The organism is Streptomyces sp. NPDC059696 (assembly GCF_042733745.1).
Taxonomy (GTDB): Bacteria; Actinomycetota; Actinomycetes; order Streptomycetales; family Streptomycetaceae; genus Streptomyces.
On sequence record NZ_JBHWFG010000006.1, the window covers coordinates 39338 to 52953 of the forward strand.

Genomic DNA, 13616 nt, shown 5'->3' on the forward strand with positions numbered 1-13616 from the left:
CCCGTCCGGTCGGCCGACCGGACGGGGCCTCGGCGCGCCCGGTCAGCTCCTGAGCTCACCCGCCTCCCCGGCGAACACGACGGTCCCGCGGCGCAGTTCGTAGACGAGGGCGGGGTGCTCCCGCAGGGCGGGCGGCAGCCGCTGCTCGGCGAGCACCACGCACGCGTCGAGCCCGCCCAGCAACGCGTACGTACGCGCCGCGACCGGGGGCGACATGCCCTGGGCGGGCTCGTCGACGAGCACCACGCGCGCGCGTGCGAGCAGCGCCCGGGACAGGGCGAGCATGCGCTGCTCCCCGCCGGAGAGGCTGCCCGCGCGCCGCTCCAGCAGCGGCCGCAGCTGCGGGTAGGCGTCCAGGGCCGCACTGGGGTCGCGCGCGGCGAGCCGGAGGTTCTCGCGCACCGTGAGCGAGGCGAACACGGCCCGCCGTTCCGGCACCAGGCACATCCCGCGCCGGGCCCGCTCGTACGCGGGGACCCGGGTCACGTCCCGGCCGTCCCACACCACCGCGCCGCCCACCAGGGGGACCGTGCCGGCCAGGGCGCGCAGGGCGGTGCTACGGCCGGAGCCGTTACGGCCGAGCAGCACGGTGAGGCCCGGGCCGGGGGCGGCGAGGGTGATGCCGTGCAGGGCCTCCACGGGGCCGTAGCGCACGCGCGCGTGGCGCAGGGACAGCGTCGTCATCGCCCGGCCTCCCGTTCCAGGGCGTCCAGGATGTGCCCGGGAGGACCGCTGGCGACGATCCGGCCCGCGGCCATCACCTGCACGACGTCGGCGAGACCGGCGACCAGGTCCAGGTCGTGCTCGACGACGAGGAGGGCCGTGCCATCGGCGGCCAGGGCCTTCAGGACCCGGGCCAGAGCGGTCACTTCGGCGGTGTCGAGCCCGGCGGCCGGCTCGTCCAGGAGGAGGACGTGGGGGCTGCCCGCGAGGACCCGGGCCAGCTCCACGCGGCGCAGCGTCCCGGTGGGCAGCCCCGCGGCGGGCCGGGCGCGCACCGGCCCGTCGAGCCCGAGCAGCCTGAGCGTGCGCTCCACGGCGCCCGGGTCGCTCACCCGGCCCTGCTCGGCGCCCACCCGGACGTTCTCGGCCACGGTCAGCGAGGGGAAGACGGCCAGTTCCTGGAAGGTCCGTGCCACGCCGAGCCGGGTGCGGGCGTGGGCGGGCAGTGCGGTGATGTCCCGCCCGCCGAACCGCACGCTCCCCTCCACGGGCCGCAGCGTCCCGGCCAGACAGTGGAACAAGGTGCTCTTCCCGGCCCCGTTGGGTCCCACGACCGCGGTGATCCGGCCGGGGGAGAGATCCAGATCCACTCCGTCGAGAGCGGTGAAGCCCCCGTAGCGGACGTGGAGCCGACGGGCGGTGAGGAGGGGGGCGGCGGAGGGGGCGGGTGCGGAGGAGGGGGCGGGTGCGCCGGGGAGGGGTGCGGCGGTGGCCGGGCCCGTGGGCGGCGGGGCGGCCGGGGCGGCTCCGGCGGGTGCCGCCCTGCTCGGTCGGCGCTCCCCGTGCGCCACCCGCGTCGCCCCGGTCGGTACCGGCGTTCTTCGCACCCTTCGCGGCTGGGCCGGGCGCAGCCGGGCCCGGGTCCGTTCGCCGGTCCGTGTCAGCGCCGGGGTGCCGTGCGGCCGCAGGCGTTGTGCCGTCGTGCGCAGCGCCTCGTGGGGACCGCCCGGGAAGCGGCCCGCCAGGACCGCCAGGACGCCGACGAGGGCCGCCGCGACGCCGCCGCGGGTGCCCGCGTCCAGTCCGACCAGGAGGGCCGCCGCGGCGAGGGCCCCGAGGGTGCTGTCGGCGCCCAGCACCACCACCGCCGCGAACCACAGCAGGCCGCGTACGGGGTCGTAGGCGGCGGCGTCGAAGGCACGCAGGCCCATGCCGAGCATGCCGCCGCCCAGCGCGGCCAGCGCGGCACCCGCGACGAACGCCAGCAGCTTCAGCGACGGCACACCGACGCCCGCCGCCTGCGCGCCCCGCTCGTGATCCCGCATGGCGGCCAGGGCCCGGCCGGTCCGTCCCCGGCGCAGCGCGTGCGTCGCCAGCAGCGCGGCCGCCAGCAGGAGCAACTCCAGGACGTAGTACGCCCGGTCCCCGTCGAAGCCCGCGGGCCGGCCCAGTGCCAGGCCCGACGTGGCGTACGGCTGGGTGAAGACGAAGCGGCTCACCCCCACGCCGACCGCGAACGTCGCCAGCGCCAGGGCCAGCCCCCGGCGGCCGATCGCGGGCCAGCCCGTCAGCAGGCCGAGCGGCGCCACCAGGACCACCGCCGCCGCGAGGGCCGCCAGTTCCGGCAGCGCGGGCAGCCCCGGGAAGCGGCCGGACGCCAGCAGGGCCGTGAACAGGGCGCCCAGCCCCGCGTACGCCGCCTGCCCCAGCGAGATCTGGCCGCCGCGGCCGGTGACCACCACCAGGGACAGCAGGATCACGGCCAGCGCCGGGACCTGGACCGCGGTGTGCAGGTCCCGGCCCGCGAGCCCCAGCGGCAGCAGGAACAGCACGAGCACCACGATCCAGACAGCCGGCGGGGCCGGCACGCGCGTGGCCGTGCGGGGCAGCGCGTCCCGCTCCCCGACGCCCGGCAGGACCAGCGCCGCGACCAGCAGCGCGACGACGAACAGGTTCGTGGCGGCCGCCTGGAGCAGCGGTTCGGCCCAGCCCGAGGGGTGCAGCCGTGTCAGCTGGCTCTGCGCCACCCCGATGCCCAGGGCCACCACCACCGCCACCGCCAGGCTCCGCATCCGCGCCGCCACCGCGACCGCCACGACCTCTATCACCAGCAGCGACAGACCGTACGGGTCGAGCCGCACGTACGGCGCCAGCAGCACACCCGTCAGACCGGCCGTGAACGAACCGAACGCCCAGCCGGTGGCCGCGACCCGGTCCGCGTCGATGCCGCCCAGCACGGCGAGCCGCCGGTCGTCGACCACGGCCCGCAGCTCCCGCCCGAAGCGCGTCCGGCGGACCACCACCGCGACCCCGGCGGCCAGCGCCAGCACCACCGCCAGCTGACCCCACGGCTCGTCGGGCACCAGCACCGGCGCGTCGTCCCGCGCCCCCTGCCCCCACAGCAGCGCCGCCCCGCCCACCAGCAGCACGAACACCCCGATGGACGCCACCAGCGTCTGCGCCGGATCACCGCCGAGGACCGCCAGCGGCCGGAAGACGAACCGCTCCAGCAGCACCCCCAGCCCGGGCGCCAGCACCAGCAGCGTCACCGACGCCCCGAGCCACAGCGGCCAGCCCCACTCGACCACGCACTGCCGCAGCACATACGCGCAGACCATCGCGATCGCGCCGTGCGCGAAGTTCAGCACGCCCGTCGCGCGGTACGTGACGATCAGGCCGATCCCGGTCAGCGCCGCCGCGCTGCCCACCGAGAGCCCGGCGAGCGTGAGGTCGTACGTCAGCGAGGACATCAGTCGGTTTCTTCGGCCGGCTCGCAGATCGGGCACGGGTCCAGTTCGCCGCTCGCCACCAGCTTGGAGTCCACCGGGACCGCCTCCGCCTTGCCCGCGACCAGCGGGCAGTCCGCGCGGTGCCACAGCGTGCCGCCCGGCACCATCAGCAGATCGCCGCTGACCGCGAGCGGCGCGAGCACGGCCCGGCCGACCGCCTCCGGCTCCGCCGGCCCGTCCTCCACCAGCAGGCCGTACAGCTCCTCCACGCGCGCGGCGGCGACCGAGTCCCGGCCCCGGGCCAGCAGCACCGCCCCGGCGATGATCAGGGCGGCGCCGGGGACCGTGCAGGAGGCGAGGTAGGGCAGCTGCCGTTCGGCGTAGCGCTCACCGGAGATCCCGTACCAGCCCACGACGCACAAGACCGCGCCGGCGGCCAGGGCGGCCCAGCCCGCCCACAGAACGGGATGCACGGTCCGCAGTCGGCTGGTCCGCATCGCTGGCTCCCACACGTCGGATTCGGCTGTGTGTGCGTCGGGCTGCCTGTTCGAGTCCGCCGATCGCTTGCACTATGCCCTGTGGAAGCTGACCCTGAAAGCACCGGGCGCGCATGGCCCGGACCGACACCCGGTGGTGAGCCAGATGGTTCTCGGCAGCGACCTCAGGCGGGGGAACGGGACGGGGGGTCCACGCACCGCGGGACGGGGCACGGCGATCGCGGCCGCCCTGGTCCTGGCCCTGGCCCCGGCCCTCGCGGCATGCAGTGACGACAGCGGCGGCGGCAGCGGGAGCACGCCCCCCACACCGACCGCGGAGCAGACCCGGAGCGCGTCGGCCGGCGCGCCGGCGGACCGGGCCGCGGCGGAGGCGGAGATCAAGCAGAACTGGGAGAAGTTCTTCGACCCGCAGACCTCGACCGAGGAGAAGCAGGCCATCCTGCAGAACGGCGACCGGATGGGGCCGGTCCTTCAGGCCTTCAGCGGTGACGAGCGCGGCGGACAGGTCCAGGCGAAGGTCACCAAGGTGGAGTTCACCTCGGCGACCGAGGCGGACGTGACGTACACGCTCACCCTGAAGGGCGCCACCGTTCTGCCGAACGCCTCCGGAACAGCCGTCGAGGAGGAGGGCACCTGGAAGGTGTCCGTCAAGGCGCTGTGCTCGCTGGTGCAGATGAGCGGCAATGCGTCGCCGGTCCCCGGTTGCTGAAATTCTCGCCGCGGTGCTGTTGCTCTCCCTGAGCGCGGCCTGCGGCAGCCGGCTCCCGGAGAGCGACTTCCGGCACGACGACCGCGGCACCCCGCCGCCCCGCGACTCCGCGCCCCTGCGGGTCGGCATCATCACCAGCGCCACCAGCCCCGTCGGCGGCAGCGCCTTCACCGGCCCGCGCGACGGCGCCCAGGCCTTCTTCGACCGGCTCGACGCACGCGGCGGCATCGACGGACGCCGGGTCGAGGTACGCCGGTGCGACGACGGCGGCAGCGGCGTCGGCAACAACGAATGCGTGCACAAGCTCGTCGAGGAGGAGGGGGTCGTCGCCCTGGTCGCCACCACCGCCCTCGACTACGCGGGCGCCCCCCGTGTCGCCCGCGCGCGCGTGCCCGACATCGGCGGCCAGCCCATCGGCGCCGCCTACGACACCTACCCGCACCTCTACGGCATCTACGGCAGCCTCGCACCCCGCCGCGGCACCCCCGGCTGGGACGGCCGGCTCTACGGCGGCACCGAGGTCTACCGCTACTTCAAACGCGAGCACGGCGCCCGCACCGCCGCCGTCGTCTCCTACAACCAGTCCGCCTCGGCCGCCTACGCCCGGCTCGTCGAGCGGGGCCTGCGCGCCGAGGGCTACAAGGTCGTCACCGAACAGGTCGACTTCGCCCTGCCCAACTTCCGCGCCGTCGCCGCCGACCTCAAGGAGCAGGGCGCCGACCTGGTCTTCGACGCCATCGACGCCCACGGCAACGCCCAGTTGTGCCGGGCGATGGACGAGGCCGGCGCCCACGTCACCGCCAAGGTGACCAACGTGCAGAACTGGACGTCCACCGTCACCGACGACTACAAGGACGCCCCGCGCTGCCGCAACGCCCTCTGGGCGACCGGCGCCAGCCGCAACTTCGAGGACACCGGCAATCCGGCCGTACGGGAGTTCCGCGAGGCGACGAAGCACCTGAAGACGCATTCCCAGTGGCAGCTGGAAGGCTGGGCGGCCGCGCGGTGGTTCACGGACGCGGCGACCTCCTGCGCGGCGACCGGCATCACGCGCGCGTGCGTCGACGCGTACATGAACCGCAGCCAGGGCTACACCGCCCGGGGACTGCTGCTCCCCATCCGGTTCGAGCGCCTGCCCGAGCCGCCCAGGACGAACCGGACCTGCCTGTCGGTGGCCCGCTGGCAGGACGGCAGGGGCTGGGTGAGCCAGGGCGACATGAACCGCACCTGCTTCACCGTCCCCCAACTGGCCTACACGCCTTGAGGACAGCGGTTGGCCGCAAGGCCTGGCAGACTCGGCCCCATGGTGGAGACCTCGGCCCGTCTGCTGCGCCTGCTGTCCCTGCTCCAGGCCCATCGCGAGTGGTCCGGCGCCGACCTGGCCGACCGGCTCGGGATCAGCGCCCGCACCCTGCGCCGGGACGTCGACCGGCTGCGCGAACTCGGCTACCCGGTCAACGCCAGCCCCGGCACCGGCGGCGGCTACCAGCTGGGCGCCGGCGCCGAACTGCCACCCCTGCTCCTGGACGACGACGAGGCCGTCGCCGTGGCGGTCGGACTGCGCACCGCCGCCGGCCAGGGCATCGACGGCATCGGGGAGACCTCCGTCCGGGCCCTCGCCAAACTGGAACAGGTGCTCCCGAACCGGCTGCGCCGCCGTGTGGGCGCCCTCAACGCCTTCACCGTGCCGATGCTGCGCAGCACCCTGCCCTCCTCGGTCGACCCGGCCGTCCTCACCGAACTCGCCCATCTGTGCCGGGACGCCGAGCGGCTGCGTTTCGAGTACCGCGGCCACGACGGCGCCGTGTCCCGGCGCACCGTCGAACCGCACCGGCTGGTGTGCACCGAGCGCCGCTGGTACCTCGTCGCCTGGGACCTCGACCGGGACGACTGGCGCACCTTCCGCGTGGACCGTGTCACGCCCAGACCGCCGCACGGCCCGCGTTTCGCCCCTCGCCGGCCACCCGCCGAGGACCTCGCCGCCTACGTCTCCCAGGGCGTCTCCACCCGCGCGTACGCCACCCACGCCGTCGTACGGCTCCTGGTGCCCCTGGAGGAGGCCGCCGAGCACATCTCCCCCTCGGCCGGGGTGCTGGAGGCCGAGGGCCCGGACACCTGCCTGCTGCGCTGCGGCGCCGGCAGCCTCGACGTGATGGTCATCCACGTCGTCATGCTGGGCTTCGCGTTCGAGGTGCTGGAGCCGGTCGAGCTGGTCGACGCGATCAGGAGGACCCGGGACCGGCTTGATGCGGCTCTGGCTCGGGCTGCGACGTCACCGCCGCGTACTCCGGGTGGTGCAGGTCGAAGGCCGGGGACTCGGAGCGGATCCGCGGCAACGTCGTGAAGTTGTGCCGCGGGGGCGGACACGAGGTCGCCCACTCCAGGGAGCGGCCGAAGCCCCAGGGGTCGTCGACCTCGACCTTCACGCCGTACTTGGCGGTCTTCCACACGTTGTAGAGGAACGGCAGCGTCGACATGCCGAGCAGGAACGCGCCGATCGTCGACACCGTGTTGAGCGCCGTGAAGCCGTCCGCCGCGAGGTAGTCCGCGTAGCGGCGGGGCATGCCCTCGGCACCCAGCCAGTGCTGCACGAGGAACGTGGTGTGGAAGCCGACGAAGAGCGTCCAGAACTGGATCTTGCCGAGCCGCTCGTCGAGCATCTTCCCGGTGAACTTGGGCCACCAGAAGTAGAAGCCGGCGAAGATCGCGAAGACGACGGTGCCGAAGACGACGTAGTGGAAGTGCGCGACCACGAAGTACGAGTCCGTCACGTGGAAGTCCATCGGCGGCGAGGCCAGGATCACCCCGGTCAGGCCGCCGAACAGGAACGTCACCAGAAAGCCCGTCGCCCACAGCATCGGCGTCTCGAACGACAGCGATCCCTTGAGCATGGTGCCGGCCCAGTTGAAGAACTTCACCCCGGTCGGCACCGCGATCAGGAAGCTCATGAAGGAGAAGAACGGCAGCAGCACCGCACCCGTGGCGAACATGTGGTGCGCCCACACGATCATCGACAGACCGGTGATCGCCATCGTGGCGCCGACCAGCGTCAGATAGCCGAACAGCGGCTTGCGGCTGAAGACCGGGATGATCTCCGTGATGATGCCGAAGAACGGCAGCGCGATGATGTACACCTCGGGGTGGCCGAAGAACCAGAACAGGTGCTGCCACAGGATCGCGCCGCCGTTGGCCGCGTCGAAGACCTGCGCGCCGAACCGCCGGTCCGCCTCCAGCACCAGCAGCGCCGCCGCCAGCACCGGGAACGCCATCAGGATCAGGATCGACGTGAACAGGGTGTTCCACACGAAGATCGGCATCCGGAACATCGTCATGCCCGGGGCGCGCATCCCGATGATCGTGGTGATGAAGTTGACCGCCCCGAGGATCGTGCCGAAACCCGACAGGGCCAGCCCCATGATCCACAGATCGGGTCCGAGGCCCGGCGACCGCTCCGCGCTGTTGAGCGGGGCGTAGGCGAACCAGCCGAAGTCGGCCGGCCCGGACGGCACCAGCAGCGAGCCCAGCACGATCAGCCCGCCGAACAGGAACAGCCAGTACGAGAACATGTTCAGCCGCGGGAAGGCGACGTCGGGGGCGCCGATCTGCAGCGGCATCAGCTCGTTGGCGAAGCCCGCGAAGCTCGGCGTCGCGAACAGCAGCAGCATGATCGTGCCGTGCATGGTGAACGCCTGGTTGAACTGCTCGTTGTCGATGATCTGCAGGCCCGGACGGGCGAGCTCGGCGCGCATCAGCAGCGCCATCACCCCGGCGATCAGGAAGAACACGAACGAGGTGACCAGGTAGAGGTGGCCGATCTTCTTGTGGTCCGTCGTCGTCAGCCAGTCGACCACCACCCGGCCGTGCCGTGTGCGCGGTTCGTGCGGCGTCGCCGCCGTTACGGTCTGCGTCCCCATCGCTCGCTCGCCCCTTCGCTCATCGCGTGCCGGGCCCGCCGTAGCCCGCGCCTCACGTACCCGCGAGCTCTCGCCATGATGCTCGCGTCACCGCAGGCTCCGACAGGGGGCGGACCGGCCTCCGGGCGCAGAAGCCATGCATTTCCCGTACCGCGCCGACTTCACCGGGCCGGCCCGGCGCGGGAAAGGAACCGAGCTCAGAAGGCACGTCTTGCGGAACTTTCCGACGGGCTTTTCCATCAGCTCATGTGACACGCGGGAATTACCACCGAATGCGTGCGGAAGGCGTACGGAACCGCTCGTCCGGGTGACGGACAGCGCCCGAAACTCCTGTCGTGATCTTGTGACAGAAGCGTGACGGGAGGCGGACGGTGACGGATCTCGGCCCGGGCTTCCATGGTCACCGGGCAGGACATAGCGTGGCGGCATGGCACCGACTCCCACACCCTCCGCGGAACCCGACGACAGCCCGGACACCTATGTCGGCCTGGAGGCCGGCCGGGCCGAACGCCTCGCGCGTGAGCGCGGCTGGCCGACGGTGCGCGCACTGCCACCGGGGGCGATCATCACGATGGAGTACCGCGTGGGCCGGCTGAACTTCGAGGTCGAGGGCGGCCGGGTGGCGCGGGCCTGGAAGGGCTGAAACCCGCCGAAGGCCCCGGTCCCGCTCGGGGACCGGGGCCGTCGCCATGCCGGGTGAGAGGGGCGTACCGCTCCTGGTCAGCCGCCCGTCACGGGGCGGGCCGACGGTGTCGAACCGCGCGGGTGGCGCTCGGGGTGGGGCGGGCGGCGGCTGCCGGCCGGGGTGACCGGTGAGCGCTCCGAACGGGCGGTGTGCGGGCCCGGCGCCAGATGGGCCGGTGTCCGTGAGGCGCGGGCCGCGACGTCGTCGCGGTCGGCGGGCAGGGGCGTGACCACCACGGGCGGCGGGCCGGCCGGCGCCACCGCGGTGCGGCGCCTGCGGGCCCGGACACGGTCGCGCAGATCGAAGAGGGCGTCCTCGGCGCGGGCGATCAGCGGCTCGAACCAGGGCAGGCCGAGCATGATCAGCAGGCCCGCGGTCCAGCCGAGGAGCACGTCGCTGAGCCAGTGCGTACCGAGGTAGACGGTGGCCATGCCGACGCCCAGCGAGGTCACCGCGGACACGGCGGACAACCAGCGCTGGGCTCTCGCGCTGGAGGCCAGGTAGGCCAGGATTCCCCAGGTGACCACGGCGTTCGCGGTGTGACCGCTCGGAAATATATCGCCGCCGAGCCACATCTCGTTCGAGCCGATGACGGTCGCGTAGTGCGGCCCCAGGCGGCCCATGCCGTACTTGGCGGCGCCGACCGTGATGTTCAGCAGCAACAGCGAGACGCCGAGCGCGAGCAGGGGGCGCAGGGTGTGCTGCCGCCAGGAGCGCCAGCCCAGCCAGGCCGCGACCATGACGGCGGTCGGGCCGCGCTGGCCGAGGACCACGTAGTAGTCGACGAACCAGTGGATCTCCGACCACTGCTGGTACGGGCGGAAGAACATGACCTGCCAGTCGAGCCGCACCAGCCAGGACGTGATCACCACGGCCCACACGATCGCGCCGTAGAAGGCCAGGGTGGCCGCGAAGAGCACGATGCGGTGCCTGCTCATCTTCGGCACATCGATGTGGGCCGGTCGTTCCGGCTCACGGTCCAGCCGGGCGAACACCCGGTCCAGACGGGTGAGCTTCGGTTCGGTACGCACCCAATCGACGTTACAGCGAGTGAGCTCGGATCCCGGGCGAATCAACGGCTTTGTGATGACGATGTGATGTGGGATTCCTCTCAGGAGGAGGTTTATTTCCAGCGAATCTGTAATCGTCGGCCGCTGTGGCCTTCAATTCCTTTGATCATTCCGGATGGGGTTTTATTGCGCTTTTGAATTCGTTCACCGGGGGATGGTGCGGAATTCCCCCGGCGCTCACAGCGGGTCAGGGCGGACCGGAACCGTTCAGCCAGAACGCCCCGTAGACGGCCGAGGCCACCGCCACGCACCCCAACACCGCTGCTGACCTGCGAGGACGCGCTCCGGCCAGCGCCACGGCCAGGGGCAGCAGCAGCGGGAAGGCGGGCAGCAGCAGACGCGGTTTCGAGCCGAAGTAGCTCGACGCGCACAGTGCGAGCGCGGTCACGACCCCGGTGTAGACCAGCAACGGAAGCGGCTGGCGCCCACGTACTCCGGTCACGTACAGCCAGACGACTGACGCGACCCCGAGGAGCAGCCCCGCGCCGGCCAGGGCCGCGGGGAACGACGTGAACTTCTCGGCGACGAACCGGCCGAAGGCGTAACCGCCGTCGAAGCCGTTGCGCCATCCGGCCTGGACGTCCAGATAGCCCAGCGGGCCCCCGCCGGTGCGGTGGCCGACCCACAGCACGTAACCCGCGGTGCCGAGAGGGGCCAGGACCACGCCGACAAGACGCCGGCCGCGGGCCGCGGGGCCGGCGGCGGCCCCCGGGGCGCCCGGGTCGGTCGTGCGGTCGGCGGGGGTGCCCGGGTCGGTCGTCCGGTCGGCGGGGGTGCCCGGGCCGGTCGTGCGGTCGGGCGGGGCGTCCTGGGTGCCCGGGGTCTGCGAGCCGGGCGCGCGTCCGTCGCGCAGGAAGGAGAGAGCCGCCGCCGTCCACACCGCCGCCACCACGGCAAGGCCCACCGGGCGGGTCAGTCCCGCGAGCAGGGCCAGCGAGCCCGCGGTCACCCACCGGCCGGTCAGCACCGCGTACAGCGACCACGCCGCCAGCGCCGTGAACAGCGACTCGCTGTACGCCATCGACTGCACGATCCCGACCGGCAGGACAGCCCACAGCAACACCGCGCACACGCCCACCCGCCGGCCGTACACGTGGTCCGCCACCGCGAAGATCCCCCACGCCGCCGCGAGCGAGGCGACCAGGCTGACGAGGAACCCCCCGTCCGCGTACGACAGCGGCGAGACCGCCGCCACGAGCCGCTCCAGCCAGGGCAGCAACGGGAAGAACGCCAGGTTCGAGTGCACGTCCCCGTTCGGCAGCCGCACCTCGTAGCCGTACCCCAGCTCGGCGACCCTGACGTACCAGAGCGCGTCCCAGCGGGCGGTCAGCAGGGTGTACGCGCTCTTGTCCCGCGCCGCGCTCCACAGGAACAGCGCCAGCAGGCCCAGGGCGCGGACGGCCGCGTACCCGGCGAGCGCCGGGGCCGCCCGGCGCAGCGCCCCGGCGCGGGACGGGGCCGCGCGCGTCTCGAGATCGGTCACGCGCCCGATTATCGACCGGAGCCGGAACCGCCCGGCCGGGCACGGCGTGAACGACACCGGAGGAAGTGGCGTACGCCACATCCTTCCACCGGAGGTCTGAGAGGTCCGCCACTGGTCTTGGCCGGGGACTCGCGTACGCTGACGTGTCACTCGCTTTTCGTTTGCGCGGGCCGGAGGCTTCCGCTCCTCTCCGGCCGAGTCGCGGGGGCGTCCCCCACCCCGTGAGCCCGCCGATCGCGAGGGAACATCTGGGAGGTACGTACATGTCCGGGACGACCACGGCCGCTGCCGCGCTGCGCCGTCGGGCGGCCGGGGCCGGTGCCAACCGCTGGGTCGTCCTCGTCGTCCTCTGCGTCAGCCTGCTGCTGGTCGCCGTCGACGCCACCGTGCTGCACGTGGCGGTCCCCGCCGTCACCGAGGACCTCAAGCCCGGCGGGATAGAGCTGCTCTGGATCGTCGACGTCTACCCGCTGGTCTGCGCCTCGCTGCTGATCCTGTTCGGCACGCTGGGCGACCGCATCGGCCGCCGCAGAGTCCTGCTCCTCGGGTACGCGCTGTTCGGCGTCGCCTCCGGGCTCGCGGCCCTCGCCGACAGCGCCCAGTTGCTGATCGTGGCGCGGGCGCTGCTCGGGGTCGGCGGCGCGATGATCATGCCCGCGACCCTGTCGATCCTGCGGCAGGTCTTCCCCGACCGGCGCGAGCGGGCGCTCGCGATCGGCATCTGGAGCGCCGTGGCCGCGGTGGGCGCGGCGGTCGGTCCGCTGCTCGGCGGCTTCCTGCTGGAGCACTTCTGGTGGGGCTCGGTGTTCCTCGTCAACATCCCGCTGATGCTGGTCAGCCTCCCGGTGGGACGCGTGCTGCTGCCCGAGTCGAAGGGCGACGGCAAGGGTCCCTGGGACGTGGTCGGCGCGCTGATGGCGGCGGCCGGGCTGTTCGGTGTCGTGCTGGGAGTGAAGCGGCTCGGCAGCGGGGAGTCCCTGGGCAGCCTGCTCACGGTGCCGTCCCTCGTGGTCGGCGCCGTCCTGCTGGTCGCCTTCGTACGGCGCCAGCGGCGGCGGACGTATCCGCTGGTGGACCTTAGGATGTTCGCCCGGCCGGCGTTCAGCACGTCCGTCGGGTGCATCGTGCTGGCGATGCTCGCGCTGGTGGGGCTGGAACTGATCGCGGCGCAGTACCTGCAACTGGTGCTGGGGCTGTCGCCGCTGGAGACCGGGCTGCGGTTGCTGCCGCTGACGTTCGCCGCGATGGCGGCCGGGCTGGCGGGGGCGCGGCTGCTGCGGCGGTTCGGGCCACGCCGGATGGTGTGCGCCGGGTTCTGCCTCACGGCGTTCGCGGTGGTGCTGCTGACCGCGCTGGGGCGCACGGACGACTGCGCCCTGATGCTGAGCGGGTTCGTGCTGCTCGGCTTCGGACTGGAGACGACGCTGTTCGGGGCGTACGAGTCGATGCTGAGCGAGGCGCCGCAGGAGCAGGCCGGTGGGGCGGCGGCGATCGGGGAGACGTCGTACCAGCTCGGGGCGGGCATCGGGATCGCGCTGCTCGGCACGGTGATGAACGCGGCGTACGCGCCCGGGCTGTCGGGCGTGCCCGGTGTCCCGGCGTCGGCGTCCGCGTCGGCCGGTCATTCGCTGGGGGAGGCGTACGAGGTCGCCGCACAGCTCGGCGGGTCCGCCGGTACCGCGCTGCGGCATGCCGCCCGGGACGCGTTCGTGCACGGCCTGCATGTGACGCTGCTGGTGAGTGCGGGGTTGCTGCTGCTGGGCGCGGCGATGGCGCTGCGGCTGCCGCGGGTGATGCAGTGTGAGCCGGAGCAGGTGGAGCTGCCCGCTCCCAGGGACGCGGCCGACTCACGCGTCTCCGTGTGAG

Annotated in this window: 10 protein-coding genes and 1 pseudogene; 5 read left to right on the top strand and 6 right to left on the bottom strand. The window is 73.1% G+C overall.

Features of this window, described 5'->3' with window-relative positions; genetic code table 11:
• Positions 1-42: 42 nt before the first annotated feature.
• From ACFV20_RS08235 to ACFV20_RS08245, 3 genes are read right to left on the bottom strand one after another with little or no spacing between them, the layout of a single operon-like run.
• Entirely contained in the window at positions 43-684 is a 642-nt protein-coding gene (locus tag ACFV20_RS08235) for an ABC transporter ATP-binding protein (protein WP_385653827.1), read from the bottom strand.
• On the bottom strand, positions 681-3413 hold the full coding sequence (locus ACFV20_RS08240) for an ATP-binding cassette domain-containing protein (protein WP_385653829.1): 2733 nt from the start codon (positions 3411-3413) through the stop codon (positions 681-683). Before ACFV20_RS08240 ends, ACFV20_RS08235 begins: the two co-directional genes overlap by 4 nt.
• Positions 3413-3889, bottom strand: coding sequence for a hypothetical protein (locus ACFV20_RS08245; RefSeq protein ID WP_385653832.1), 477 nt, complete (start codon positions 3887-3889; stop codon positions 3413-3415). The genes ACFV20_RS08240 and ACFV20_RS08245 overlap by 1 nt, the downstream gene beginning before the upstream one ends.
• 145 nt (positions 3890-4034) lie before the next feature.
• On the opposite strand from ACFV20_RS08245, the gene ACFV20_RS08250 reads away from it, so the two are divergent.
• From ACFV20_RS08250 to ACFV20_RS08260, 3 genes are read left to right on the top strand one after another with little or no spacing between them, the layout of a single operon-like run.
• A complete protein-coding gene (locus tag ACFV20_RS08250) occupies positions 4035-4598 on the top strand; it encodes a hypothetical protein (RefSeq protein WP_385653833.1) in 564 nt (187 codons plus the stop codon).
• The gene (locus tag ACFV20_RS08255; RefSeq protein ID WP_385653836.1) at positions 4573-5862 is read left to right on the top strand and encodes an ABC transporter substrate-binding protein; all 1290 of its coding nucleotides are present in this window, start codon (positions 4573-4575) and stop codon (positions 5860-5862) included. Before ACFV20_RS08250 ends, ACFV20_RS08255 begins: the two co-directional genes overlap by 26 nt.
• Positions 5863-5901: 39 nt before the next feature.
• Complete coding sequence (locus ACFV20_RS08260; protein WP_385653839.1) at positions 5902-6942, top strand: helix-turn-helix transcriptional regulator; 1041 nt, start codon at positions 5902-5904, stop codon at positions 6940-6942.
• On the opposite strand, the pseudogene ctaD reads toward ACFV20_RS08260, so the two are convergent.
• A pseudogene (gene ctaD, locus ACFV20_RS08265) lies at positions 6836-8512 on the bottom strand (cytochrome c oxidase subunit I); the annotation flags it as partial. The gene ACFV20_RS08260 and the pseudogene ctaD sit on opposite strands and share 107 nt — an antisense overlap.
• 427 nt (positions 8513-8939) lie before the next feature.
• Here ctaD and ACFV20_RS08270 point away from each other — a divergent pair.
• Entirely contained in the window at positions 8940-9155 is a 216-nt protein-coding gene (locus ACFV20_RS08270; RefSeq protein WP_385653841.1) for an I78 family peptidase inhibitor, read from the top strand.
• Positions 9156-9232: 77 nt separating this feature from the next.
• On the opposite strand, the gene ACFV20_RS08275 is transcribed toward ACFV20_RS08270, so the two are convergent.
• A complete protein-coding gene (locus ACFV20_RS08275) occupies positions 9233-10228 on the bottom strand; it encodes a phosphatase PAP2 family protein (RefSeq protein WP_385653842.1) in 996 nt (331 codons plus the stop codon).
• A 226-nt stretch (positions 10229-10454) separates the two neighbouring features.
• Positions 10455-11750, bottom strand: a complete 1296-nt coding sequence (locus ACFV20_RS08280; protein ID WP_385653844.1) for a hypothetical protein — start codon at positions 11748-11750, stop codon at positions 10455-10457.
• A gap of 263 nt (positions 11751-12013) precedes the next feature.
• On the opposite strand from ACFV20_RS08280, the gene ACFV20_RS08285 reads away from it, so the two are divergent.
• Entirely contained in the window at positions 12014-13615 is a 1602-nt protein-coding gene (locus ACFV20_RS08285; protein WP_385653846.1) for an MFS transporter, read from the top strand.
• Position 13616 lies beyond the last annotated feature (1 nt).

Excerpts from the sequence above, each read along its gene's own strand:
- ACFV20_RS08260 (WP_385653839.1), top strand. The coding sequence starts at position 5,902 with ATGGTGGAGACCTCGGCCCGTCTGCTGCGCCTGCTGTCCCTGCTCCAG.
- ACFV20_RS08250 (WP_385653833.1), top strand. The coding sequence starts at position 4,035 with ATGGTTCTCGGCAGCGACCTCAGGCGGGGGAACGGGACGGGGGGTCCA.
- ACFV20_RS08255 (WP_385653836.1), top strand. The coding sequence starts at position 4,573 with ATGCGTCGCCGGTCCCCGGTTGCTGAAATTCTCGCCGCGGTGCTGTTG.
- ACFV20_RS08240 (WP_385653829.1), bottom strand. The coding sequence starts at position 3,413 with ATGTCCTCGCTGACGTACGACCTCACGCTCGCCGGGCTCTCGGTGGGC.
- ACFV20_RS08285 (WP_385653846.1), top strand. The coding sequence starts at position 12,014 with ATGTCCGGGACGACCACGGCCGCTGCCGCGCTGCGCCGTCGGGCGGCC.
- ACFV20_RS08270 (WP_385653841.1), top strand. The coding sequence starts at position 8,940 with ATGGCACCGACTCCCACACCCTCCGCGGAACCCGACGACAGCCCGGAC.
- ACFV20_RS08245 (WP_385653832.1), bottom strand. The coding sequence starts at position 3,889 with ATGCGGACCAGCCGACTGCGGACCGTGCATCCCGTTCTGTGGGCGGGC.
- ACFV20_RS08235 (WP_385653827.1), bottom strand. The coding sequence starts at position 684 with ATGACGACGCTGTCCCTGCGCCACGCGCGCGTGCGCTACGGCCCCGTG.